This window comes from Sulfitobacter sp. IGS-18 (assembly GCF_059628195.1).
Window position 1 is genome coordinate 59,383 of the sequence record NZ_JCAQIH010000003.1, and the last position, 20,824, is coordinate 80,206.

General features: G+C 61.3%; 25 protein-coding genes. 22 read left to right on the top strand and 3 right to left on the bottom strand.

All coding sequences use genetic code 11. The features are described from left to right. Positions 1-20: 20 nt before the first annotated feature. From ACWNZ3_RS21000 to queF, 9 genes are all read left to right on the top strand, one after another. Positions 21-890, top strand: a complete 870-nt coding sequence (locus tag ACWNZ3_RS21000; protein WP_114274340.1) for a branched-chain amino acid ABC transporter permease — start codon at positions 21-23, stop codon at positions 888-890. 4 nt (positions 891-894) lie between these two features. Beyond that, the gene (locus tag ACWNZ3_RS21005) at positions 895-1,875 is read left to right on the top strand and encodes a branched-chain amino acid ABC transporter permease (protein WP_496902502.1); all 981 of its coding nucleotides are present in this window, start codon (positions 895-897) and stop codon (positions 1,873-1,875) included. Continuing rightward, positions 1,872-2,654 carry an ABC transporter ATP-binding protein gene (locus ACWNZ3_RS21010; RefSeq protein ID WP_269362921.1) on the top strand — a complete coding sequence of 261 codons (783 nt, stop codon included), beginning with the start codon at positions 1,872-1,874 and terminating at the stop codon, positions 2,652-2,654. Before ACWNZ3_RS21005 ends, ACWNZ3_RS21010 begins: the two co-directional genes overlap by 4 nt. A 3-nt stretch (positions 2,655-2,657) precedes the next feature. Next, entirely contained in the window at positions 2,658-3,380 is a 723-nt protein-coding gene (locus ACWNZ3_RS21015; protein WP_269362923.1) for an ABC transporter ATP-binding protein, read from the top strand. 6 nt (positions 3,381-3,386) lie between these two features. After that, positions 3,387-4,070, top strand: coding sequence for an aspartate/glutamate racemase family protein (locus ACWNZ3_RS21020; protein WP_269362925.1), 684 nt, complete (start codon positions 3,387-3,389; stop codon positions 4,068-4,070). Between the two features lie 291 nt (positions 4,071-4,361). Then, entirely contained in the window at positions 4,362-5,063 is a 702-nt protein-coding gene (gene queC / locus ACWNZ3_RS21025; protein ID WP_496902503.1) for a 7-cyano-7-deazaguanine synthase QueC, read from the top strand. Further along, positions 5,063-5,416 carry a 6-carboxytetrahydropterin synthase QueD gene (gene queD / locus ACWNZ3_RS21030; RefSeq protein WP_496902504.1) on the top strand — a complete coding sequence of 118 codons (354 nt, stop codon included), beginning with the start codon at positions 5,063-5,065 and terminating at the stop codon, positions 5,414-5,416. The genes queC and queD overlap by 1 nt, the downstream gene beginning before the upstream one ends. Beyond that, positions 5,413-6,120, top strand: a complete 708-nt coding sequence (gene queE / locus ACWNZ3_RS21035) for a 7-carboxy-7-deazaguanine synthase QueE (protein WP_496902505.1) — start codon at positions 5,413-5,415, stop codon at positions 6,118-6,120. The genes queD and queE overlap by 4 nt, the downstream gene beginning before the upstream one ends. Before the next feature lie 16 nt (positions 6,121-6,136). Then, positions 6,137-6,601, top strand: coding sequence for a preQ(1) synthase (gene queF, locus ACWNZ3_RS21040; RefSeq protein WP_496902506.1), 465 nt, complete (start codon positions 6,137-6,139; stop codon positions 6,599-6,601). Between the two features lie 55 nt (positions 6,602-6,656). Here queF and ACWNZ3_RS21045 read toward each other — a convergent pair whose 3' ends face one another. After that, complete coding sequence (locus ACWNZ3_RS21045; protein ID WP_496902507.1) at positions 6,657-7,052, bottom strand: c-type cytochrome; 396 nt, start codon at positions 7,050-7,052, stop codon at positions 6,657-6,659. A 167-nt stretch (positions 7,053-7,219) separates the two neighbouring features. Between ACWNZ3_RS21045 and pqqA the strand changes: the two genes are divergently transcribed. The 8 genes from pqqA to ACWNZ3_RS21085 all read left to right on the top strand — a co-directional run bounded on the left by pqqA (position 7,220) and on the right by ACWNZ3_RS21085 (position 14,695). Further along, a complete protein-coding gene (pqqA, locus tag ACWNZ3_RS21050) occupies positions 7,220-7,327 on the top strand; it encodes a pyrroloquinoline quinone precursor peptide PqqA (protein WP_114274330.1) in 108 nt (35 codons plus the stop codon). Between the two features lie 13 nt (positions 7,328-7,340). Next, on the top strand, positions 7,341-8,228 hold the full coding sequence (gene pqqB / locus ACWNZ3_RS21055) for a pyrroloquinoline quinone biosynthesis protein PqqB (protein ID WP_269362933.1): 888 nt from the start codon (positions 7,341-7,343) through the stop codon (positions 8,226-8,228). Then, on the top strand, positions 8,225-8,968 hold the full coding sequence (pqqC, locus tag ACWNZ3_RS21060; protein WP_496902508.1) for a pyrroloquinoline-quinone synthase PqqC: 744 nt from the start codon (positions 8,225-8,227) through the stop codon (positions 8,966-8,968). The genes pqqB and pqqC overlap by 4 nt, the downstream gene beginning before the upstream one ends. Further along, positions 8,968-9,246 carry a pyrroloquinoline quinone biosynthesis peptide chaperone PqqD gene (pqqD, locus tag ACWNZ3_RS21065; protein ID WP_496902509.1) on the top strand — a complete coding sequence of 93 codons (279 nt, stop codon included), beginning with the start codon at positions 8,968-8,970 and terminating at the stop codon, positions 9,244-9,246. The genes pqqC and pqqD overlap by 1 nt, the downstream gene beginning before the upstream one ends. Then, positions 9,230-10,315 carry a pyrroloquinoline quinone biosynthesis protein PqqE gene (gene pqqE, locus ACWNZ3_RS21070; RefSeq protein ID WP_496902510.1) on the top strand — a complete coding sequence of 362 codons (1,086 nt, stop codon included), beginning with the start codon at positions 9,230-9,232 and terminating at the stop codon, positions 10,313-10,315. The genes pqqD and pqqE overlap by 17 nt, the downstream gene beginning before the upstream one ends. Positions 10,316-10,330: 15 nt before the next feature. Continuing rightward, complete coding sequence (locus ACWNZ3_RS21075; RefSeq protein WP_496902511.1) at positions 10,331-11,035, top strand: vWA domain-containing protein; 705 nt, start codon at positions 10,331-10,333, stop codon at positions 11,033-11,035. 712 nt (positions 11,036-11,747) lie between these two features. Next, entirely contained in the window at positions 11,748-13,826 is a 2,079-nt protein-coding gene (locus tag ACWNZ3_RS21080) for a 4Fe-4S binding protein (protein ID WP_496902601.1), read from the top strand. After that, complete coding sequence (locus tag ACWNZ3_RS21085) at positions 13,823-14,695, top strand: FAD:protein FMN transferase (protein WP_496902512.1); 873 nt, start codon at positions 13,823-13,825, stop codon at positions 14,693-14,695. Before ACWNZ3_RS21080 ends, ACWNZ3_RS21085 begins: the two co-directional genes overlap by 4 nt. 45 nt (positions 14,696-14,740) lie before the next feature. On the opposite strand, the gene ACWNZ3_RS21090 is transcribed toward ACWNZ3_RS21085, so the two are convergent. Continuing rightward, positions 14,741-15,616 carry a substrate-binding periplasmic protein gene (locus ACWNZ3_RS21090; RefSeq protein ID WP_496902602.1) on the bottom strand — a complete coding sequence of 292 codons (876 nt, stop codon included), beginning with the start codon at positions 15,614-15,616 and terminating at the stop codon, positions 14,741-14,743. 31 nt (positions 15,617-15,647) lie between these two features. Further along, on the bottom strand, positions 15,648-16,346 hold the full coding sequence (gene pedF, locus ACWNZ3_RS21095; protein WP_496902513.1) for a cytochrome c-550 PedF: 699 nt from the start codon (positions 16,344-16,346) through the stop codon (positions 15,648-15,650). A gap of 140 nt (positions 16,347-16,486) precedes the next feature. On the opposite strand from pedF, the gene ACWNZ3_RS21100 reads away from it, so the two are divergent. Genes ACWNZ3_RS21100 through ACWNZ3_RS21120 form a run of 5 tightly spaced genes read left to right on the top strand, consistent with a single transcriptional unit; the run spans position 16,487 to position 20,589 of the window. Continuing rightward, positions 16,487-17,665: an ABC transporter substrate-binding protein gene (locus tag ACWNZ3_RS21100; protein ID WP_496902514.1), complete on the top strand. Its 1,179-nt coding sequence runs from the start codon at positions 16,487-16,489 to the stop codon at positions 17,663-17,665. Further along, positions 17,662-18,621 (top strand): YVTN family beta-propeller repeat protein, encoded by a 960-nt coding sequence (locus ACWNZ3_RS21105; RefSeq protein ID WP_496902515.1) that lies wholly within the window; start codon positions 17,662-17,664, stop codon positions 18,619-18,621. The genes ACWNZ3_RS21100 and ACWNZ3_RS21105 overlap by 4 nt, the downstream gene beginning before the upstream one ends. Positions 18,622-18,638: 17 nt before the next feature. Further along, positions 18,639-19,088, top strand: coding sequence for a cupredoxin domain-containing protein (locus ACWNZ3_RS21110; RefSeq protein ID WP_496902516.1), 450 nt, complete (start codon positions 18,639-18,641; stop codon positions 19,086-19,088). Continuing rightward, complete coding sequence (locus ACWNZ3_RS21115) at positions 19,085-19,801, top strand: ATP-binding cassette domain-containing protein (protein ID WP_496902517.1); 717 nt, start codon at positions 19,085-19,087, stop codon at positions 19,799-19,801. Before ACWNZ3_RS21110 ends, ACWNZ3_RS21115 begins: the two co-directional genes overlap by 4 nt. Next, complete coding sequence (locus ACWNZ3_RS21120; protein ID WP_269362955.1) at positions 19,798-20,589, top strand: ABC transporter permease; 792 nt, start codon at positions 19,798-19,800, stop codon at positions 20,587-20,589. The genes ACWNZ3_RS21115 and ACWNZ3_RS21120 overlap by 4 nt, the downstream gene beginning before the upstream one ends. Positions 20,590-20,824: the final 235 nt, after the last annotated feature.

Genomic DNA, 20,824 nt, shown 5'->3' on the forward strand with positions numbered 1-20,824 from the left:
TTTCCAGCAAAGGAAGCTCCATGGAACAGATACTTGCCAATGGCGTCTATCTGGGGTCCCAGTATGCGATGATCGCGCTTGGTCTGACCCTGATCTTTGCCCTGATGAACGTCCTCAATTTTGCCCACGGTCAGATGTATGTAATTGGCGGTTTCGTCACGTATACCTTCTACGGTCAGTGGGGCGTGCCGTTTGTCCTGGCGCTGGTGATGTCATGTGTCACGCTTGCCATACTTGGCGCCCTGATCGAAAAATTTCTCTTCGCGCCGGTGATCAAGGGATCTGCCCGCGAAGAAAGCACGATGCTTCTGGCTGCGGGTATCGCCTTCTTTCTCGATGCGGTGATCCTGCTGGTTTTCGGTGAGAAACAGCGCGGTGTTCCGAAAATCGTGGATGGCGTGTTCAACTGGGATTTCCGGATCATCATGCCCTACGACCGCATTCTGATCTGCCTGCTTGCGATCCTGTCGATCGTCGCCTTCATCGGCCTGATGCAATACACCAAGACGGGCCGCGCCCTGCGCGCCCTGGCCCAGGATCGAACCGCGGCCCAGTTGATGGGCGTGAACGTGGATCGCTATTCGATGATCGGTTTCGCGCTTGGTGCGATGCTTGCCGGTCTGGTCGGCGGTCTGCTGGTCACGATCACCGGTGTGAATCTTGGCATGGGCGGGCCGACCTCGATCAAGGCCTTCATGATGGTCATGATCGGTGGTGCGGGTGTGATTTCCGGCGCGATCTGGGGCGGTATCATCCTCGGCTTCATGGAGGCCATCGGCCTCGCGCTGCTCTATCAGTACGGCGATATCACCTATCTGCTGATCTTCGTTTCCCTGATGATTTTCCTCGCCATCAGACCGCAAGGCCTGATGGGCAAGCCGTGGGGTTGAACTGATGCCTGGATTTTCCTCAAAACAGCTTATCGGCGTCGGGATATTCCTGTTCGCGATCTTCATCGGCGTGCCGCTCGTCATCGGGGCAACCGGCCGCTGGGACTTCTACTTTACCCTCACCTCCGTTGCGCTGCTGGCCATTGCCAGCGCCGGGGTCTGGCTGACCTTCTACATCGGCCGGATCAATATCGGCCAAGGGGCATTTGCGCTGATCGGCGCCTATGTCTCGGCCATTCTGGTGGTCAAGGCGGGCTGGTCATTCTGGATCTCGCTGCCTGCGGCAGGTCTCTGCGCGGCTGTTGTTGCGGTCCTGATCGGCCTGCCGATCCTGCGTCTGCGCGGCGTCTATTTCGCGATGATCACGCTGGTCCTGACCCAGGTTGTGACACTGACAGCCCTGGCGCTGCCCGTCACCAACGGGGCCAAGGGTATCTCCAACATCCCGCTGCCTTCCGGCATTTCGGTTTTCGGCATTCCGATCCTGCCTGACTTTGCCGCTATGGAGAATACCAAGCTGGCCTTCTATTACACCGCCTGCATCATCATGATCCTGACCTATGCAGCACTTTACCGGCTGGTGAATTCCCGCCTTGGGCATCTCTGCCGCTCCATGCAGCAGAACGAGGAACTCGCCAGTTCCATCGGGGTGAACATCGCCTATATCCGCATCGTGATCTTTGCGATCTCCAGCTTTTTCGGCGGGCTTGGCGGGGCCATGTTCGGATCCATCGCGCAGTCGGTCTATCCCTCCAGCTTTCAGGTCGCGGATTCGGTCAACTTCATGCTGAACTGTTTTCTGGGCGGCCTTGGCTATGTCTTTGGTCCGATGCTGGGGACGCTGGTGCTCTACTTTGGCTGGGACCTGCTGTTCGAGTTCGGCAAATACCAGATGCTGATCTATTCCACGATCCTGATCGTCATCATCCGCTTTCTTCCCAACGGCCTGCTGAGCATCCGTTTCGGCAAAGGAGGTGACAAATGAGCCCGCTTCTTCAAGTCAGGAACGTGACCAAGAAATACGGTGGCCTGACGGCAAACAACGACATCAGTTTTGACGTCGCCGAAAACGAAATCCTGTCGGTGATCGGCCCGAACGGCGCGGGCAAATCCACGCTGTTCAAGATGATATCGTCCTTCACGCCAACGACCACCGGCGAAGTGATCTATCGGGGCGAGCGTATCTCCAACCTCAGGCCGCATATCGTGGCGCGCAAAGGGGTCGTGCGCACGTTCCAGGAAACCACGATCTTCAAAAGCATGACCGTGCGCGAGAGCGTTGTGGTGGCACAGCACCTGCGCGCCAGGGCCTCGCTTGCGGGATATTTCTGGGGGTCGAAAACGGCAAAGAACGATGTGGCCGCCTTTGAAAAATATGCCGACGAATTGCTGGAGTTCCTCGGCATGTCCGACATCAGCAATGAACAGGCCAGCAATCTGCCGCAGGGCAGCCTGCGCGCGCTTGGCATTGCAATCGGTTTGGCGACGGACCCCAAGGTGCTGCTGCTGGACGAGCCCTTTGCGGGCATGAACCATGATGAAACCATGAATATGGTCAATCTGGTGCGGTCCGTGCGCGACGAGCGCGGGGTGACGGTGATGCTGGTGGAACACGATATGCCTGCGGTCATGAGTATCTCGGACCGGATTGTCGTGCTGAACTTCGGTGAGAAAATCGCCGAGGGCACACCTTCTGAAATCCAGAACAACGAGAAGGTCATCGAGGCTTATCTCGGCAGTGTCGACGACGAGATAGGGATGTAGGCCATGACAGCCATGTTGGATTTCAAAGACGTCGAACTTTACTACGATCATGTTTACGCGCTGAAGGGCGTGTCGCTGAACGTGAACCAGGGGGAAACCGTTGCCCTGATCGGGGCCAATGGTGCAGGCAAGTCGTCAATCCTGCGCGCCATCACCGGTCTGGCCAGGCCGAAAAGCGGCTCTGTGACTTTTGAAGGCGCGCGTGTAGATGGCACCGATCCGTCGGACATCGTCAGGCGGGGCATTGCCATGGTGCCCGAAGGCCGCCGCGTGTTTCCCTTCATGTCGGTCAAGGACAACCTGATGATGGGGGCCTTCACCCGCAACGACAAAGCCGACATCCAGAACACTCTGGACAGCATTCTGACGCGATTTCCGCGCCTGAAGGAACGTTACTCTCAGGCCGCGGGAACCCTGTCGGGTGGTGAACAACAGATGATGGTGATCGGCCGTGCGCTCATGGCCAAGCCCAAGCTTTTGCTGCTGGATGAACCCAGCCTCGGGATCGCGCCCAAGCTGGTGCAGGACATTGCCCGCTCCATCGTGGCGATCAACCGCGACGAAGGCGTGTCAGTGCTGTTGGTAGAGCAGAACTCGCGCATGGCGCTGAGCATTTCGCACCGGGCTTACGCCATGGCGACCGGGAACGTCGTCATCGAAGGCAACTCCAAAGAACTGCTGCACGACGACCGGATCAAGGCCGCCTACCTTGGCGGTGAGGTGTGAACTGATATGAAAATCCTGGTCATCAACCCGAATACGACCACCTCAATGACGGACAAGATCGCGATTGCCGCGCGGGCCGTTGCCCGCCCTGACACCGAGATCATTGCCTCCAACTCACAAGACGGACCGGCCAGTATTCAGGGCTTTCTGGACGTTGCCACCTGCATCCCCGGCCTGCTGGCCGAGGTTTCGCGGCATCCGGATGTCGATGCAATCGTCATTGCCTGTTTTGATGACACTGGCGTCGATGCCGTGCGGACACTCGTCTCGGTGCCGGTTCTGGGCATCGGCGAGGCCGCCTATCACGCAGCCAGCATGATCGCCAACAAGTTCAGCGTCATAACAACGCTCTCACGTTCCGTACCCGGTCTGGAAAACAACCTTATGCGCTATGGGCTGGCCCAAAAATGCGCGCGCGTGCGGGCAACCGACATTCCTGTCTTGAAACTGGAAGAGGGCGATCCGGCAACATTGTTCAAAATCAGGTCTGAAATCCGCGAGTCAATCGAGCAAGACAATACAGAAGCAATCGTTCTGGGGTGTGCCGGGATGGCAGATCTCATGGCGCGGCTCAGTGAGGAATTCGGACTGCCGGTTATCGATGGTGTCGCAGCAGGTGTCACCTTCGCCGAGGCGCTCGTGAACAACCGGTTGTGTACTTCAAAGATCGGGGCGTACTCGGCCATTTGATTGCACCAGGCAAGCCCGGTGAAGGGCGCCTGTCCTGATTTTGATTTGGGCTTCCTGCTTTCCGGATCAATCACCTTGGGCATGAGTTGCGCGTCCCGCAGGGAGGGTCATGGCGCGCTCGGCCCAATGCCGCCGGTGCGGCGTTCCGCAGACAATAACCGGCCCCTACCCAAGGGTCCGCATCAAACTTTCGCGAAGGGTTCTGACGTCCCTTGCAACCTGCGCGGATTCTGAAATAAGGCCCGCCATCCGGTCGCAGCCTACCCGGACATCAAAACAAGGGCCCTGAAAATGAAAACTCTCGTCATCTGCTCAGGCGGACTCGATTCCGTGTCGCTTGCGCATATCACAGCCCGTGAGCATCAGCTGACCCGGCTTGTCTCCTTTGACTATGGTCAACGCCACCGCAAGGAGGTCGGTTTTGCAAAAGCTGCCGCCGAACGGTTGGGCGTTCCCTTTCACCTGATCGACATGCGCGGCATCGGTGCGGCCCTCTCGGGGTCAGCCCTGACCGACGATATCGACGTGCCTGACGGCCATTACGCCGAAGAGACGATGCGCATCACGGTCGTGCCCAACCGCAATGCGATCATGCTGTCCATCGGTTTTGGCATCGCTGCTGCGCAGGGAGATGACGCCGTCGCCACCGCCGTGCATGGCGGCGACCACTTCATCTATCCCGACTGTCGCCCCGGCTTTACCCGCGCCTTCGACGCGATGCAGCAGGCGGCACTGGAGGGCTATGCCGCGGTGCGCCTGCACGCGCCCTTTGTCGAACAGAGCAAGGCCGAGATTGTCCGCCAGGGCGCGCAGCATGGCACCCCCTTTGCCGAGACATGGTCCTGCTACAAGGGCGGCGAGATTCATTGCGGGCGTTGCGGCACCTGTGTCGAGCGGCGCGAAGCCTTCCATCTGGCCGGGGTCCCGGATCCGACGCTCTATGCCGATCCGGACTATTGGACCGAGGCGCTGGCCAGGCGGGGTGCAGCCTGATGTTTCGCATTCGCAAGGAATTTCACTTCTCCGCAAGCCATCAGCTGTGCCATCTCCCCCAGAATCACCAATGTGCCCGCCTGCACGGGCACAATTACATCGTCGTCGTCGAACTGGCTTCACCTACGTTGAACGAGGACGGGTTCGTGCGCGACTATCACGACCTCAAGCAGCTCAAGACCTATATCGACGATACCTTCGATCACCGACATCTGAACGATGTGATGGACGCCCCGTCCACGGCAGAGAACATGGCGAAACATTTCTATGACTGGTGTGCCGCCCGCTGGCCCGAGTGCTGCGCCGTGCTGGTAAGCGAGACCCCCAAGACATGGGCGGAATACCGGCCATGACCCTGCGCATTGCCGAGATTTTCGGGCCCACGATCCAGGGCGAGGGGGCGCTGATCGGGGAGCCGACCGTTTTTGTCCGCGCGGGAGGTTGCGATTACCGCTGCAGCTGGTGCGACAGTCTGCATGCGGTGGACAGCCAGTATCGTCACAGCTGGGCCGCCCTGTCCACCGAGGCAGTCTGGGACAAGGTGCGACAGCTCTCCGGGGACCGTCCTTTGACGGTGTCGCTGTCCGGCGGCAATCCGGCGATACAGGACTTTGGCCCGCTGATCGCATTGGGGCGGCAGTCGGGCTATCGCTTTGCCTGCGAGACCCAGGGATCAATTGCCAGGCCGTGGTTTTCCTGCCTCGACACGCTGGTGCTCTCGCCCAAACCGCCATCCAGCGGCGAGGAGGTGGACTGGACCGCCTTCGACGCCTGCTTGAAACTGGGCGCCTCGGCGCGCCAACAGGTGATGAAGATCGTGATCTTCGATGACATCGACTACCAATGGGCGCGCCAGGTTCACAGCCGCTATGCGCACCTGCCGCTCTACCTCCAGCCCGGCAACCCCGAGGTCGATCCTGCCACCCCTGTTGATCCGCAGGCCCTGGCCGACCGGCTGGGCTGGCTCACCGAAAAGGCGATGGCCGATGGCTGGTTCGCCCCCCGCATCCTGCCGCAGCTTCATGTGCTCATCTGGGGCAACAAGCGCGGCGTCTGACCTGACGGAGACTTCCATGACCCAAGATATCTACAGCAATCTCAAACAACTCGGCGGCGAGACCCGCATTCCCGCCAGCCCGGAGGATGCGGAACTGGAGCGCGTGCCCAACCCGCAGGCCGACGTTACCTATAACGTGCGTTTCACGGCGCCTGAATTCACCTCGCTTTGCCCGATGACCGGACAGCCGGATTTTGCCCATCTGGTGATCGACTATGTGCCCGGGCCGTGGCTGGTGGAATCGAAATCGCTCAAGCTGTTCCTGACATCTTTTCGCAACCACGGCGCTTTCCACGAGGATTGCACCATCTCCATCGCCCGCAGATTGGCCGACTTCCTTGATCCGCAATGGCTCCGGATCGGCGGCTATTGGTATCCGCGCGGAGGCATACCGATTGACGTGTTCTGGCAGACCGGCCCCATGCCGGACGGCGTGTGGATCCCCGACCAGGGTGTGCCGCCTTACCGTGGCCGGGGCTGACATGCGCGAACGGCCCAGTATTCAGACTTTGCCAAACGAGTTTGCAATATCCCCTTCAGTTCTCTGCCACGGCTTGTTGCCGGGCGAGATAGGCGATCACATTTGCCACGTCCGCTTCCTTGCGCAGTCCGGGAAAGGACATCTGGGTGCCCTTGAGGAAATCGCGGGGTTTGGTCAGGAAGGCGGCGAGTGACGCTTCGTCCCAGACCAATCCCGCCTCCGCTGCTTCTTTCATTGCGTTGGAATACCCGAAATCCGGCGATGCGCCCGCCGCGGCACCGACAATGCCGTTCAGGGCAGGGCCGGTCTTGTCCTTGGCTTCCGGGCCGACCTCGTGGCAGGAGCGGCATTTTCGAAAGACCTTTTCACCTTTCTCGGCGTCACCCTCGGCCAGAGCCGGCATGGGCATGGCCAGCAAAGCGGTGACCAGAAGACAGTTGATTGATTGCATGATCAGACCCTTTGTTGTGCGCTGTGTTTCTAGGTTCTGAAGCGGTCGCGATCCATTAGACCTTGGTCTTTTGGACTAAAGTGCCGGGTGCGATATAGTCCTAAAGTCGCATATTTTGCGGTGCCGATTCCCGATATGAAAAGACCATCAACAGGGAGGAATGCACAATGGCATGGAACAAACCAATGGCACGGGAAATCAAGTGCGGCATGGAGATCAACATGTACGGCCCCGGTGAAGACGATGACCGTGACGCCGGTCGTGAAGTGATTTGACCACTTCAATGACATGAAACTGGTGATACTCGGGGCAGGCGCCGGCGGCGGGCTGCCCCAGTGGAATTGCGGCTGCAGGAATTGTGCGGACGCGCGCGCCGGGCTGATCCCGCGGATGACGCAGTCTTCGGTAGCGGTTTCGCCCGACGGGGCAGACTGGGTGATTCTGAATGCCTCACCCGATATCCGCGGCCAATTCGAGATGACTCCGCAGCTGCACCCGCGCGGTCTGCGCGATACGCCGATTGCGGCCCTGGTGCTGACCAATGGCGACATTGATCACATCGCCGGTGCGTTGACCTTGCGTGAAAAGACGCCTTTTGCGGTCTATGCGACGGCCAGCGGCCTCGACATCCTGAACAGCAATTCGGTGTTCGGCGTTCTGGACCCTGAGCTGGTGAAACAGCAACGGATCGAGCTCGACGCCAGTTTTGAGCCCGTGCCCGGTCTGACCGTCACCCCGTTTGCGGTGCCTGGTAAGGTGGCGCTGTTTCTTGAAGGTGATGAACTGAACCTTGAAGAGGTTGGCGAGCAGACGGTGGGCCTGCTTCTGGAAAGCGGCGGGCGGCGGGTGGCCTATGTGCCGGGATGTGCTGCAATCCCCGATTGGCTGAAGCGGCGTTTGCAGGGGCTCGATCTGTTGCTCTTTGACGGGACGGTCTGGAACAATGACGATATGCAGCGCACAGGCACCGGCGAAAAGACCGGGGCGCGCATGGGACATGTGCCGCAAAACGGCAGGCTGGGGAGTCTCGAACGGCTGGCGGATATTGAGGGACGCAAGATGTACATCCACATCAACAACACCAATCCGGTCCTGCAGCCCGACAGCCCGGAACGGGCAGCGGTATTGGCCGCGAACTGGGAGTTCGCCAGCGACGGACTGGAGATTACGCTGTGACCGACAGGCCCGACAGCCCGGCAGATTTCGAGGCCCGCCTGCGCGCCATCGGTGACCGGCAGTATCACGACAAGCATCCGTTCCATGAACTGCTGCATTCCGGCGGCTGCACCCCGGATCAGGTGCGCGCCTGGGTGATCAACCGCTATTATTACCAGACCCGGATTCCGATGAAGGACGCGGCGTTCATGTCGCGGGTCAGTGACCCCGACCTGCGCCGCGAATGGCGGTCGCGGATCGAAGATCACGACGGCCGCGCGCCCGGAGAGGGCGGTATCGCGCGTTGGTTGAAGCTGGCCGCAGGTGTGGGGCTTGATCCCGATTACGTACGGTCGGAGGTCGGGATCCTGCCCGCGACCCGGTTTGCGGTGGATGCCTATGTGCGGTTCGTGCGGGACGAGCCGCTGCTGCCCGCGGTGGCGTCGTCACTGACCGAGCTCTTCGCCCCTGCCATCCACAAGAACCGTATTGCGGGCCTGCTCGAACACTACGACTTTGCAAACACCGATACCCTGTCCTATTTCCGGAACCGGCTGACCGAAGCCCCCAAGGACGTGGCCTTTGGCCTGCAATGGGTGATGGACAACGCCCGCACCCGCGCCGATCAGGACGCCGCCGTGCGGGCGCTGATCTTCAAGACCGAGGTGCTTTGGGCACAGCTTGACGCGCTGTGGTATGCCTATGTCGAACCGGGGCGCATTCCGCCTGGTGGCTGGCTGCCGGACCAGGGGCTGGCCTGATGCAGCGGGATGATGTGCCATTACTGCCCCGCGGAGTGCGGACCTGTTTCGACAGGGTGCGGGAGACCGAGGTCCTGCTGGGCCCGGAGCGCGTGCTGATGCTGGATCAGGTGGGTGTGGCGGTGCTGGGCAGACTGGACGGCGTTGCCTGCCTTTCCGAGATTTCCCAGGCTTTGTCGCAGATATATGACGCGCCGCTGGACGTGATCGAACCCGATGTGATGGCTTTTGTCCAGGACCTGGTCGAGAAGGGGATGGTGCATGTCAGACCGCATTGATCCGCCGATGGCGATGTTGGCGGAACTGACCCATCGCTGCCCGCTGGCCTGTCCCTATTGCTCGAACCCGACCGAGTTGACCGGCAAGGAGCGAGAGCTTTCGACCGAAGCCTGGGCGGATGTGTTCCGTCAGGCCGCAGCGCTTGGCGTGCTGCAACTGCATTTGTCGGGGGGCGAGCCCGCCTCGCGCCGCGATCTTGTCGAACTCGTTGCGGCTGCGCGTGAGGCGGGGCTTTATACCAATCTGATCACCTCGGGCATCGGGTTGACCGAACGCCGCCTGAAGGAGCTGGATGCGGCCCGTCTCGATCACGTGCAATTGTCCCTGCAGGGTGTCACCGCCGCGATGGCGGACCGGATCGGCGGCTACAAGGGCGGTTTTGACCGCAAGATGCATGTGGCCAGGGTAATTGCCGACATCGGCTTTCCGCTGACCCTGAACGCCGTGATGCACCGGGCCAACCTCGACGATCTTGAGGCCACGATAAGGATGGCGCAACACCTGGGAGCGCGGCGGATCGAGATCGCCTGCGTGCAGTTTCAGGGCTGGGCGCTGATCAATCGTGCGCAACTGCAGCCAAGCCGGGCGCAGGTCGACGTGGCCAAGGCGGCAGTGGCGAAAGCTGTGGAAGAGTTGCGCGGCGCACTGGTGATCGACTTCGTGCCGCCGGATTACTATTCCGACTTTCCCAAGGCCTGCATGAATGGCTGGGGGTCGACCGGCCTGAATGTCACGCCCGATGGCACGGTGCTGCCCTGCCATGCAGCCGAGACGATCCCGCATCTGAGTTTCGAAAAGGTGCTGGACCTGCCGCTGTCGGAAATCTGGTACAACAGCCCCGCTTTCAACGCCTATCGTGGCACCGATTGGTTGCCGGAACTGTGCCAGACCTGCGATCGGCGGGATATCGACTTTGGCGGTTGCCGTTGTCAGGCGATGGCGGTCCTGGGCGATGCCGCCGCGCCCGATCCGGTCTGCCGCAAGTCCGATGGCCGTTCGGTGCTGGATGCGCTGCTGGAGCAGGATGTACACGAGATTGCGGCACCCGAATACGTCTACCGACGATAGCGGGGGAGGGGGGCCATGGTGTTTTCCGGTGTCTGGGTCCGGACGGTTTCAGCGGCTGCGGCGCTGTCGCTTGCGGCGGTTCCGCTCGCTGCCGATTGTACCGAGGACGCGATGATCGTCTTTGACGGCTCCGGGTCGATGGCCGAGACCGGGTTCAACCAGATTGGCGAACCGCGCATCTTTGATGCCCGCCGCGCGATGCGGGCGGTCATGCCGCAGATTGCCCCGAACCGGCGGATCGGGCTCATCGTTTACGGGCCGGGCACGGCAACGGATACCTGTTCCGGCATCGACCTGAAATTTGCTCCTCGCCCGGAGGCCGCCTCATCCGTCATCGATGCCATCGAAGGGCTTCAGCCCGAGGGCAGGACCGCTCTGACCAATGCGGTTGGCCTTGCTGCCCGGACCCTCGATCACACCCGCAAACCGGGAACCATCGTGCTGGTGACCGACGGCAAGGAAACCTGCGGCGGACAGCCCTGCAGGCTTGCAACCGAGCTTGCCGCCAAGGGGGTGGCGACCACGGTGCATGTGATCGGTTTCAAGGTGCGGGGCGAACATTTCGGCTGGGATAACCAGGGCGTGAGCGGCTACAACAAGACGATCAGCGTCGCTGAATGTCTCGCGGCTGAAACCGGCGGGGAATATGTGAACACCGAGACTGTGGATGAACTGGTCGCGGCGATGGAACGGACATTGGGCTGCGCGCTGCTGTATTAGGTCGTGTTGACATTCATTGTCGCCCACCCGCGCGAGACGGATTTTGCCGCTGGCGCCCTGATGAGAGCGCAGCAATGTGATCATTGGAAGCGAACATCCGGGATGGCAGAGGCAAAATCCGCCGCGCCCCGCAGGGGTTTCGCCAAAATTGCCCATTTCTGCGTTAAGAGAGCTTGAAATAGCTGGCTATTCCTGCGCTCTCTTGCCTGGAACTGAGCAATTTTGGACTGAAACGGGTGGGCGGCAATGAATGTCAACACGACCTAGGGTCTGGACTCATTAAATTGCCGCCCGTCGCTCCGAAGGAGCGCCTTGTGATGTTGGCACGCCTTCGGCGTGACGGGTTTGACGGATTTTGCCGCAGCCCATTGCCCGGCAAGGCAATGCGACAGAGGTTCGCGCCCGCCCTGGGGGGCGGGGTCGGGCGCGAACCGGATCGCAAGCGATCCGGGGGCAAATGGCCAATGTAACGTATTTTGGGTTCAGGGGGACTAACCCTTCCGCGCCACGGCCCCAGCCACCACAGGGCGGCAAAGCCTGCCAGAGACATGCGCAGGGCTTTGATATCGGCATACGCGCGGTTCATTCCGGCTGCCAGCCCTGCATGAAATCGCGCAGGCCGCACAGGAATATTGCCCCGGATCAGACCAAGGTCGCATAGGTCGGGGCGCTGGCCCGTCTTAGGCTGCGAGGGATGAAAGTCTTGGGCAAGATATCGTCGGCGCTGCTGGCGGCGCTGCTTTGCTGTGCGGGTATCGCGGCCGCGCAGGATGGTCCTTTGCCGCGCGACGTTCTGGAATCCTACATCGGACCACCCATGAGCCTGGGTGAGCAGATCAACGACAAGGGTGTCTGGCAGTTGCTGAACTCGGGTGGGGCCGAAGCGGGATATGTCTTTGAGACTGAACCGATGGCACCGCTGCCCGGCTTCTCCGGCGCATCGATCAACATGCTTGTGGTGCTTGACCTCGATGGCAGGTTTCTCGACGTTCAGCTGATTTCGCACAACGAGCCGATCTTTGTATCGGGCCTGCCGGAGAAGTTGTTCTATGACTTCTTCAAGCAATACCGCGGGCATTCGATTTCCGACACGCTGGTCGTGGGGTCACCCTATGGCGGTGCTGCCGAGGGATCGGCGCTGGTCTATCTCGACGGGGTGACCAAGGGCACCGCTTCCGTTCGGATCGCGCACGAGAGCATTCTGGCCGCAACCTTGCAGGTCGCGCGCGAAAAGATGAGCGGGATTTCCACCGGCCCGCCGGCCTATCCGAACCGAGATTACCACGAGGCGCTGAGCTGGGACGATCTGGTGGCCCAGGGCATTGTGACGCGCAAGATTGTCAGCAACGCCGACGTCGACGCGGCCTTTGACGGCACGCTGTGGGCGGACGACGATCCGGAGGCGAAAGACGCGCCCGACGCGCCCTACCTCGACCTGTGGGTGATCGATATTGGTGCGCCTTCGATTGCGCAGGCGGTGCTGAGTGCTGGCGCTTTCGAAGAGTTGCAGAATTTTCTGGAGATCGCCGACACCGACGAGCCCGTGTTGTTGATCGAGACGGGCAGGCATGGGCTGGTGACGGAAGAATTCGTGCGCAACACCTCGCCGGATCTGATCAGTGCGGAACAGGGCGGTTTTCCCATCGCTTTTCGTGACAGCGACATCTACATCGAACTGAATGAGGATGTGCCCGACGCCCTGCACAACGGTGCCGCCCTGATCCTGCGCACCGACCGGCGGCTGGGGTTCGATCCGACGGCGGAATGGACGCTCAAGGTCGACGCCCTGCGCAAACACGGGAGCTTCCGGCCCGACATCGGTTCGGTCACCCTGACCACCACCCACATCACGCCGGAGCGGTTCTATTCCCGTCCCGAGGTGACCAAGCAGGCGCCGCCCTGGGTCGAGGCGTTGCGCAATCGTGCGGCGGATCTGTTGGTGCTGGCGGTGTTCCTGGCGGTTCTGGTCGGGCTACTTCTTTTTGGGATGAACCGGTTGGCCGGGCATCGCTTTTTCACGCCGATCCGGCTGGGGCTGCTGGCAGTCGTGCTTGGTTTCATCGGCTGGTGGGGGCAGGGACAGCTGTCCATCGCGACACCCTTGGCGGTGGCCCGGACCGCGCTGGATGGCGGCAGCTATGCATTCCTGCTCTATGATCCCTTCTCACTGTTGATCTGGGCGGTTTCGATTGCGGGTTTTGTGCTGTGGGGCAGGGGACTGTTTTGCGGCTGGCTGTGCCCGTTCGGGGCGATGCAGGAGTTTGCCCATCACCTGGGGCGGGTGCTGCGCTTGCCGCTGATTGAGCCGCGTGGTGTTTGGGACGCCCGGCTCAAGCTTCTGAAATATGTGGTGCTGGCCGGGTTGGTGGCGCTCCTCTTCGGCGCTCCTGCCGCGCTTGACAAGGCGATTGAGGTGGAACCCTTCAAGACCGCCATCACCACCTTTTTCATCCGCGAATGGTATTACGTGGCCTATGCAGTGGGGTTGCTGCTGTTTTCCATGGTGCTGTTCAAGGGCTTCTGCCGTTACCTGTGCCCGCTGGGTGCAGTGATGGCGATTGGTGGGCTGATCCGCGGCCGGGACTGGATCGCGCGCCGGGCAGACTGCGGATCGCCCTGCCAGTTGTGCAGGGTCAAATGCAATTATGGGGCGATCAGGAAGACCGGAGAAATCCAGTACTCGGAGTGTTTCCAGTGCCTCGATTGCGTGGCCATCCATGACGATCCGGCCCGCTGTGTGCCGTTGGTGCTGGCCGCCAAGGGGCGCAGGCAGAAGGTGGCGGCAGAATGAGCATGAACCGGCGACGCTTCCTGACCATTTCGGCGGCTTTTGCCGCGACCCCGGCACTGGCGCAGTCACAGAGTTGGAAAGGCCGCGCATTTGGTGCAGAGGTGGCAATCAGGTTGTCGGGGCCGGATGAGGCGGTGAAGGTAGCGCTGCATCAGGCGCGCAAGATCGTCAGCCAGATGGAGCAGCGGTTTTCGCTGTTCCGGCCCACCTCCGAACTGGTCCGGCTGAACCGGCAGGGGCACCTGCGACCCTCAGCACCTTTCCGGGCGCTTTTTGGTCTCGCGGACACGGCGCACCGGATCACCGGAGGGCTGTTCGACCCGACAGTGCAGCCGTTGTGGCAGGCCCTGGCCCTGGGCGGTGATACGGCGGAGGCACTTGCCCTGATCGGCTGGGACCGGCTGTCCTTCGACAAGGGCACGATCCGCCTGGCACCCGGGCAGGCATTGACCTTTAACGGCATTGCGCAGGGTTTTGCCACCGATGCCGTGGCCGACGCCCTGGCGGGTGCAGGGTTCGGGAACGCATTGGTCAACATTGGTGAATACCGTGCCACTGGCGGCGATTGGCGGTTGGCGGTGGAAGACCCGCAGCATGGCCTGCTGGCGACCCGCAGGCTGGGCCGGGGAGCCATAGCAACGTCAAGCCCGTTGGCAACACCTCTGGGCAGCGGCGGTCATATCCTGCATCCCAGGCAGCAACCGCAGTGGTCCACGGTTTCGGTCGAGGCTGAAAGTGCCGCAATGGCCGATGCGCTGTCGACTGGTCTGGTGCTGGCCGATATGGCCCTGATCCGGAAGGTTCGCCAGATGACGGGGGTTCGGCGCATAATATTGGTTGACTGGCAGGGCGATCTGACGACGCTTTGACCGCCTTTCTGCCAAGCGTGAAACCAGAGTGTCAGATGCGGATCATCAGCGCTCTGGCGCGCTGTGGGTCAGGCCATAGCTTTCATAGATCGCGGCAATGCGTCCGTCCTGCAGCGCGGCATAGATCGCATCGTCCACCGCATAGGCCAGCGGACGGTAGCGGAAGTTGACAGCCACCCCCAATGTCCAGCGGCTGACCGCAAAACCGGCCAGCGGCGGCTGGTGTACGGCGGACTTGTCGGTCAATCCGTGCTCAAGCTCGGCCAGCGGCCCCATCACCGCCTTGACCTCACCGGCGTCGAGGGCCTCCATCGCGGCACCGGTGGAGGGAAAGCGCCGCATGTTGGCGCGCAGCTGGCCGCCGACGAGGCTCGACAGGTAGAAATCCGAAATCGAGTCGTTCTCGACACCCACCAGGTCAAAGCGGAAATAGGCCGGAACCGGCTTTTCCTCGGGATATTCCGCCTTCGAATACGCAATGGCGATGCTTTCGCCTGCGTATTGACCTGTAAAGGCGACCTGTTCGACCCTGCATTTGAAGGCGCTGTCGTAGGGAATGCGCATCATCACATTGGAAACGCGCCCGCCGATCAGCGCGCCTTTCCAGATGTTATTGCGCAGATCGGCGTCGAGGTTCTCGCCTGCGGCAACAAAGTTGAACCGCGCTTCCACGCCCAGATCCCCGGCGATAAGACGCGCGATGTCGATATCGACGCCCCGCGGCGTGCCGCTTTCCTCCCAGGAATATGGGGGATAATCCTCGTAGACTGCGAAGAGCATATGGCCCTGTTCGACGATCTCGTCGAGGTCGCGGCCGACAATGTCGCGTCCGGTGTTCTGCGGTCTGGCCTGTGGGACATAATCCGCACAGGGGTCAGCCGCCCGGGTCTGCCCCGTCAGGAGCAGGCCCAGAACCAGCATAAAGGTCGGCAGAAAGCGTTTGGCCATGGGCCTAATGTGCCGCAGACAGACCAATCGTCAATGCCTCTTGAGCGGCCTTGTAGCCTGCGGGCGTGCCGTCGATCAGGTTGGCCGCGCGGAAGGCGACACTGTCAGCCACCGGTGCGCCGGAGCCGGTTTCGACCTCGGCCGCGATTTCGCTCAACCGGCCGACGAGGGCGTCCTTCTCGGCACCGGAGGCATCGTTGACATAGCCGGCAATCTGGTCACGCAGGTCCTTGAGTTCATCCGCGTAATCATCAAGCGCGCCCTCGTCCGGCCGCGCTTCGATGTAGGTCCGGATCGCCCAGGCGGCTTCCTGGCCCAGCAGCTCTCCAAAGGCAGGCATCTTGGTGGTGCCGTTCTGGGTATAGCCTTCGCGGAAACGCTGCACGAACCATTCGTCGCCGTATTCTTCTGCCTCCAGGAAGCGCAGGTCGGGTGCCAGCCCGCCCGAGACCACTTCGAGTCCATGACAACGTGCGCAGTTCTGATTGTAGCCCGAGGCGCCGATCTCGACCGCGCGCAGCCAGACATCATCGCCCACCTTGTCCGCGCGATAAGGGTTTTCGATCAGCCATTCTTCGCCCACCTCCGGCAGGCCGGTCGTGTCCACGGCCTGCGGGGCCACATCACCATGGGCCAGAACCAGAGTGGCGGCAGTGGCGATGGCCGTGCCCAGAGCCAGTGATTTACCAAATGTGCTAGTCATATCGCGATTCCCCGTTCATATCTGTTGCCACATCTCTAAGGCACGACCGGGAAGGGCGGTATTGGACTTTGGTTGTGCTTTGTTCAGACCCAGACCATCGTCGTACTTTCTGATCTGAGCGGCATGGGTAGGCTGGTTCCATGATCTTAACGAATCTCGTTCGTCAGCTGATTGCGATGGCCGTTGCCATACTGGTCCCGGCTGGTCTCTGGGCCGAGACCAGCCTGACAATTGGCTATCTGAAGATCGCGCAGCCCAGGCCACCAACCCTGTCGAACCTCGACCCGGTCCCGGAGGACAGCGGGTTTGCAGGCGCGCGAACCGGGTTGCAGGACAATCTGACCACCGGCAAGTTCTTGGATCAGACCTATGAGCTGATCACCGCTGCGGTGGGTGAAGGCGAGGACCCGCTCGCGGCAGCGCGCGAGATGTTGGCGGCAACCCCCTATCTGGTGATTGATGCCAGCGCTGCGGATTTGCTGAACATTGCCGATCTGCCCGAAGCCAGCACGGCGTTGCTGTTCAATGTGTCCGCCGGTGCGCCCGATCTGCGCAGTGGCAACTGTCGCGCCAACGTGCTGCACACCGCCGCGTCGGATGCCATGCGTACCGATGCGCTGGCGCAGGTGCTGGTCCAGAAACGCTGGGATGATCTGGTGATGATCGTCGGCACACATGCCGCCGACCAGAGCTATGCCGAGGCGATGCGGCGTTCCCTGACAAAGTTCGGCCTGCGTCTGGAGGGTGAAAAGACGTGGGTCTTCGACGCCGACATGCGCCGCAACGCGGCACAAGAAGTGCCGCTTTTCACCCAGGACTTCGGTGATTACGACGCGCTGATCCTGGCCGACGAGGTGCATGATTTCGGGCGCTACGTGCTATACAACACCTGGGCGGCGCGGCCCGTTGTGGGATCCGAAGGGCTGAGCGCCGTGGCCTGGTCGCCGGTGATCGAACAATGGGGGGGCGCGCAGCTGCAGTCCCGGTTCACCGCACAGAACGGGCGCGAGATGAACGCGCAGGACTATGCCGCCTGGGCCGCACTGCGCACGCTGGGCGAGGCCGTTACCCGTACCAATGCCAGTGATGTTGACACCCTGCGCGGCTACATCCTGTCAGATGAATTTGAACTGGCGGGCTTCAAGGGCCGCCCCCTGTCCTATCGCGACTGGAACGGTCAGCTGCGCCAGCCCATCGCCGTCGCGCATCCGCGCGCGCTTGTGGCGCAGGCGCCGCTGGAAGGTTTCCTGCATCAGGTCAATGAGATGGACAGTCTGGGCCTCGACCGCCCGGAAAGCATGTGTGAGGTTTTCGAATGATCAGAATTGCCGTCACCTTCGCCCTGATGGCCCCTGCCGCCTTTGCTGGTGAAATCTGGGTAACCAATGAAAAGGACGACACGATCTCGGTGATCTCGACCGAGACGCTGGAGGTCATCCAGACCTATGAAACCGGCGAACGACCCCGGGGGATCATCTTTTCCAGGGACTTTAGCCGCGTCTATATCTGCGCTTCGGACAGCAATGCGGTGCAGGTGATGGACCCGGAGACCGGGAAAATCCTCAACGATCTGCCGTCGGGCGATGACCCGGAGCAATTCGTGCTGCATCCCAACGACCGCCACCTCTATATCGCCAATGAGGACGACGCGATCACCACTGTCGTCGATACCGAGACCCGCAAGGTGATCGCGCAGATCGACGTGGGCGTGGAGCCCGAGGGCATGGCAGTGTCGCCCGACGGCAAGATCGCCATCACCACATCAGAGACGACCAATATGGCGCATTGGATCGACACGGAGACGCAAAAGCTTTTTGCCAACACGCTGGTCGACAGCCGCCCGCGTCATGCGGAATTCGTCAAGGACGGGACCGAGATGTGGGTCAGTGCCGAAATCGGCGGCACGATCACCGTGTTCAGTACCGCCGACCAGACCGAACTCGCCAAGATCGAATTCGCCGTGCAGGGTGTTCACCCTGACCGCATTCAGCCGGTGGGTTTCGAGTTCACCGCGGGTGACACCCATGCCTTTGTTGCGCTCGGACCGTCGAACCATGTCGCGGTGGTCAATGCCGAAACCTATGAGGTTGAGGATTACATTCTTGTGGGCCGCCGTGTCTGGCACATGGCGTTCAACGCGGATCGCTCGCTGCTGTTCACCACCAACGGTGTATCGGGTGATGTGACCGTGATCGACGTGGCTGCGCGCGAGGCGATCAAATCCATCAAGGTGGGGCGCTTCCCCTGGGGTGCCGCCTTCCGCCCGACCGACTGAACCAAAAGGAAATCCGCATGCGCTTTACAACATTGGTTACCGTCCTGGCTCTGGCCCTTCCCACTGCTATCTTGGCTGATGACGATAACGCACCGAGCTTTGGCGCGGCGGGGCTATTGTCAGGCAGCAACAAAGAGGACCTGCCGCCCATCATCCTGTCAGCGGGTGTTCCAATTGCCTCTGAAGGCGCGTGGGAGCTCAGATCCGGCACCTACTACGAATTCGCAATCCAGGGCGACGGCAGCCAGGAACTGGCGCTTGTCGGCCCCGAATTCTTTCGCGCGATCTGGATCGACGAGATCGTGGTGGAGGGGCTGGAGATCCGCCCGCTCGGCCTCGACAGTATCGAATTTGACGAGGCGGGCGAGATGGAAATCGGTTTTATCGCGATCAAGCCGGGCAGGTATTACATCAAGATCCCCGGCACGACCGGAGAAACCCAACGGCTCGACATCACCATCAAATGACCGGACTCCGTGCCCATGATCTCAGTTTTGCCTATGGCGCAAAAAAGGCGCTGGAGGAGGTTTCGTTTGAGGTCGGGGCAGGGCGGTTCTGCGCTTTGCTGGGACCGAACGGTGCCGGCAAGTCGACCTTGTTCGGCTTGCTGACGCGGCTTTTCATGGCCCCGCGCGGCAGCATCGAGATTGCGGGCCACGACCTTGCCCGCGCGCCGCGCGCGGCATTGGCCGAACTCGGTATCGTGTTTCAGCAAAGCACGCTGGACCTTGATCTGACCGTCCGCCAGAACCTGAGCTATTTCGCAGCCTTGCATGGGTTGTCCGGGCGCACTGCAGCAACCCGCATCGACGCTGCACTCGACCAGCTGGAAATGCGGGACCGCGCAGGCGAAAAGGCGCGCGCACTCAATGGCGGGCACCGGCGGCGCACGGAACTGGCGCGGGCGCTGTTACATGATCCTGCGGTCCTGCTGCTGGATGAGCCGACCGTGGGCCTTGATGCCGCCGCGCGGGCTTCGATCACCTTACATGCCCATCGGTTGGCGGAAGACGGAAAGACGATCCTGTGGGCCACCCATCTGACCGACGAGGTGGCGCCGGGGGATGATCTGATCATCCTGCACCGTGCGCGTATCCTGACCCGGGGCAAGGCCCGTGACATCGCGGGTGACATGACGTTGCACGAACGTTTCCTCACGCTCACCGGGGCTGCAGCATGACAGCCTATCTGACCTCACTGCGGGCCATCGTGCTGCGCGAGGCGCTGCGGTTTATTCACCAGCGCGAGCGGTTCATCGCCGCCCTTGTGCGCCCGCTGGTCTGGCTGCTGGTCTTTGCCGCCGGATTCCGTGCGGCTCTCGGCCTCAGCATCATTCCGCCCTATCAGACCTACATCACCTACGAGACATATATCGTGCCGGGACTTTGCGGGATGATCCTGCTGTTCAACGGCATGCAATCGTCGTTGTCGCTGGTATATGACCGCGAGATGGGGTCGATGAAGCTGCTGCTGACCTCGCCGCTGCCGCGGGGCTGGCTGCTGTTCTGCAAGCTGGCCGGATCAACGATTATCTCGATCCTGCAGGTCTATGCCTTTCTTGCCATCGCGGCGGCTTTCGGGATCACCATGCCGGGCTGGGGCTATGTGGCCGTGCTGCCCGCGCTGCTGGTGGCCGGGCTGATGCTTGGGGCGCTGGGGCTGGTGCTGTCGAGCCTGATCAAACAATTGGAGAATTTTGCCGGGGTGATGAACTTTGTCATCTTCCCGATGTTCTTTCTGTCGTCCGCGCTTTACCCGCTGTGGAAGATGGCGGAAAGCTCGGAGCTTCTGCATGACATCTGCGCGGTCAATCCCTTTACCCATGCGGTCGAACTGATCCGTTTTGCGCTCTATCTCCAGTTCAATGGTGCGGCTTTGGGGTGGACCTGCCTTGCTGCGCTTGTGTTTACCGGCGCGGCGCTGGCGGGCTATGATCCGGCGCGCACGCGTATGGGACGAAAGACCTGAACGCCGACCTTTGGCAGGCTGATGAAAAACGCCGGGCATTGCTGTTGAGCAGGGAAATTGTTCCTTGCGCAGGTGGTTGTTCGGATCAGAGAGGGCCTCGCCCGATCCTGGGAGGGCGCGTTCCAGACGTTTGAACAGGGCGCCACCGTGTTACCCGATGATTCAGATATAAGGTCGGGCGCTGTAAGTCGCAGGCCGAACATACGACCATTGTGCAATATCAATCGACCTCTTT

Coding starts and splice junctions, on each gene's coding strand:
- queF (WP_496902506.1), top strand. CDS start 6,137: ATGACCCAAGATATCTACAGCAATCTCAAACAACTCGGCGGCGAGACC.
- pqqA (WP_114274330.1), top strand. CDS start 7,220: ATGGCATGGAACAAACCAATGGCACGGGAAATCAAGTGCGGCATGGAG.
- ACWNZ3_RS21010 (WP_269362921.1), top strand. CDS start 1,872: ATGAGCCCGCTTCTTCAAGTCAGGAACGTGACCAAGAAATACGGTGGC.
- ACWNZ3_RS21045 (WP_496902507.1), bottom strand. CDS start 7,052: ATGCAATCAATCAACTGTCTTCTGGTCACCGCTTTGCTGGCCATGCCC.
- ACWNZ3_RS21085 (WP_496902512.1), top strand. CDS start 13,823: ATGAGCATGAACCGGCGACGCTTCCTGACCATTTCGGCGGCTTTTGCC.
- ACWNZ3_RS21000 (WP_114274340.1), top strand. CDS start 21: ATGGAACAGATACTTGCCAATGGCGTCTATCTGGGGTCCCAGTATGCG.
- ACWNZ3_RS21015 (WP_269362923.1), top strand. CDS start 2,658: ATGACAGCCATGTTGGATTTCAAAGACGTCGAACTTTACTACGATCAT.
- ACWNZ3_RS21075 (WP_496902511.1), top strand. CDS start 10,331: ATGGTGTTTTCCGGTGTCTGGGTCCGGACGGTTTCAGCGGCTGCGGCG.
- queE (WP_496902505.1), top strand. CDS start 5,413: ATGACCCTGCGCATTGCCGAGATTTTCGGGCCCACGATCCAGGGCGAG.
- ACWNZ3_RS21100 (WP_496902514.1), top strand. CDS start 16,487: ATGATCTTAACGAATCTCGTTCGTCAGCTGATTGCGATGGCCGTTGCC.
- pqqD (WP_496902509.1), top strand. CDS start 8,968: ATGCAGCGGGATGATGTGCCATTACTGCCCCGCGGAGTGCGGACCTGT.
- queD (WP_496902504.1), top strand. CDS start 5,063: ATGTTTCGCATTCGCAAGGAATTTCACTTCTCCGCAAGCCATCAGCTG.
- ACWNZ3_RS21005 (WP_496902502.1), top strand. CDS start 895: ATGCCTGGATTTTCCTCAAAACAGCTTATCGGCGTCGGGATATTCCTG.
- ACWNZ3_RS21105 (WP_496902515.1), top strand. CDS start 17,662: ATGATCAGAATTGCCGTCACCTTCGCCCTGATGGCCCCTGCCGCCTTT.
- ACWNZ3_RS21110 (WP_496902516.1), top strand. CDS start 18,639: ATGCGCTTTACAACATTGGTTACCGTCCTGGCTCTGGCCCTTCCCACT.
- ACWNZ3_RS21120 (WP_269362955.1), top strand. CDS start 19,798: ATGACAGCCTATCTGACCTCACTGCGGGCCATCGTGCTGCGCGAGGCG.
- pqqB (WP_269362933.1), top strand. CDS start 7,341: ATGAAACTGGTGATACTCGGGGCAGGCGCCGGCGGCGGGCTGCCCCAG.
- pedF (WP_496902513.1), bottom strand. CDS start 16,346: ATGACTAGCACATTTGGTAAATCACTGGCTCTGGGCACGGCCATCGCC.
- pqqE (WP_496902510.1), top strand. CDS start 9,230: ATGTCAGACCGCATTGATCCGCCGATGGCGATGTTGGCGGAACTGACC.
- queC (WP_496902503.1), top strand. CDS start 4,362: ATGAAAACTCTCGTCATCTGCTCAGGCGGACTCGATTCCGTGTCGCTT.
- ACWNZ3_RS21115 (WP_496902517.1), top strand. CDS start 19,085: ATGACCGGACTCCGTGCCCATGATCTCAGTTTTGCCTATGGCGCAAAA.
- ACWNZ3_RS21020 (WP_269362925.1), top strand. CDS start 3,387: ATGAAAATCCTGGTCATCAACCCGAATACGACCACCTCAATGACGGAC.
- ACWNZ3_RS21090 (WP_496902602.1), bottom strand. CDS start 15,616: ATGCTGGTTCTGGGCCTGCTCCTGACGGGGCAGACCCGGGCGGCTGAC.